Below are 1195 nucleotides of genomic sequence, written 5' to 3'. Positions count from 1 at the left end.
TTTATCGGCTTTAGCGTGGTCTGGATGCTGATTCGCGGCACGCAAGAACCAGGAGCGGTAGCCTTCAAGCCAGTCACAGCACTGTGGCTAATAGCTTTACCGTTGATGGACATGGCAACCATTATGATCCGTCGTATTCGTAAAGGTCAGTCACCATTCCAACCAGACAGAGAACATCTACACCATATTTGTCAGCGTATTGGGCTTTCTCCAGGTGCAACGTTAATTTTCATCTGTTCTATGGCATCAATTTGTGCCGCTATCGGCTTGTGGGCTGACTTTACTGATGTCAGTGAATCTACAATGTTCCTCGCCTTTATAATTCTGTTTGCGTGTTATTTCTCCATTATTAGTCACATATGGAGAGTTTCAGCATGGATAAATCGTATGTTCAAAAAGCCGGCACTAATGGGGACTGAAATGAAGTAAATCATAGCGTTATTTCTTCATTTTTAATGTGTAAAGTAGGAAGTATTATGCTTCTTATTATAAATGGCTTTAAATGCAGTTGGTTTATCATCGGTAAGTGAATGTTAAAAAAAAATAAAAAAGAACTTCTATCAAATGTTCTTAGCTTAGGAGCAATTGACTTTCTGGGCATGTTGATACCTATTATAACCATGCCAATTATAACAAGAGCTATTGGTTTAGAGTTGTATGGACAATACCTTTTATTTGTAACAATGCTTACATTTGGTCATACAATCATTGATTATGGTGTCCAATATTCAGGCGTTAGAGTGGCTGCAAAAAATAGAGCAAATAAATTATCTTTAGAAACAGCTTATGCTGATTATCAAGGGTTGCGGTTTGTTTTATCTGGAGTGTTCTTTTTATTTTCCTCGTTATATGTTGTAAATGTATTTAACTCTATATGGTACTTGATCCCTCTTTTTCTTTATATTTTTGGATATCTTCTGACTTCCGCTTGGTTTTTCCAAGGAGCAGCACTAACCAAATATCTATCGATTGCATCGATTTCTAATAAGATCCTACTTCTTATAGCAATTGTTGTTTTTATAAAAAGTAAAGATGATTTCTTCCTTCTCGTACTTTTCACAACTATTCCCATCTTTATTACCTCTATATTATTGCTGTTTTTTCTGAGAAGTCGCTATCAGATTAAATTGTTTTCTTTAAATAATATCAAAAGAACAGTTAATGACGGATTAAGCGTATTCATTGGTTTATTAGC

Annotated in this window: 1 protein-coding gene and 1 pseudogene; both read left to right on the top strand. The window is 35.5% G+C overall.

Annotated features, from left to right (window positions below):
* Positions 1-429 (top strand): annotated as a pseudogene (locus tag IQR33_RS15770) (undecaprenyl-phosphate alpha-N-acetylglucosaminyl 1-phosphate transferase); the annotation flags it as partial.
* Positions 430-530: 101 nt separating this feature from the next.
* On the top strand, positions 531-1195 hold a 665-nt coding region (locus tag IQR33_RS15765), incomplete at its 3' end, for an oligosaccharide flippase family protein (protein ID WP_193843840.1).

This window comes from Vibrio sp. OPT46 (genome assembly GCF_015163535.1).
Lineage (GTDB): Bacteria > Pseudomonadota > Gammaproteobacteria > Enterobacterales > Vibrionaceae > Vibrio > Vibrio alginolyticus.
The sequence above is the reverse complement of the archived record's forward strand: the minus strand, read 5'-3'. Positions and strand labels throughout refer to the sequence as shown.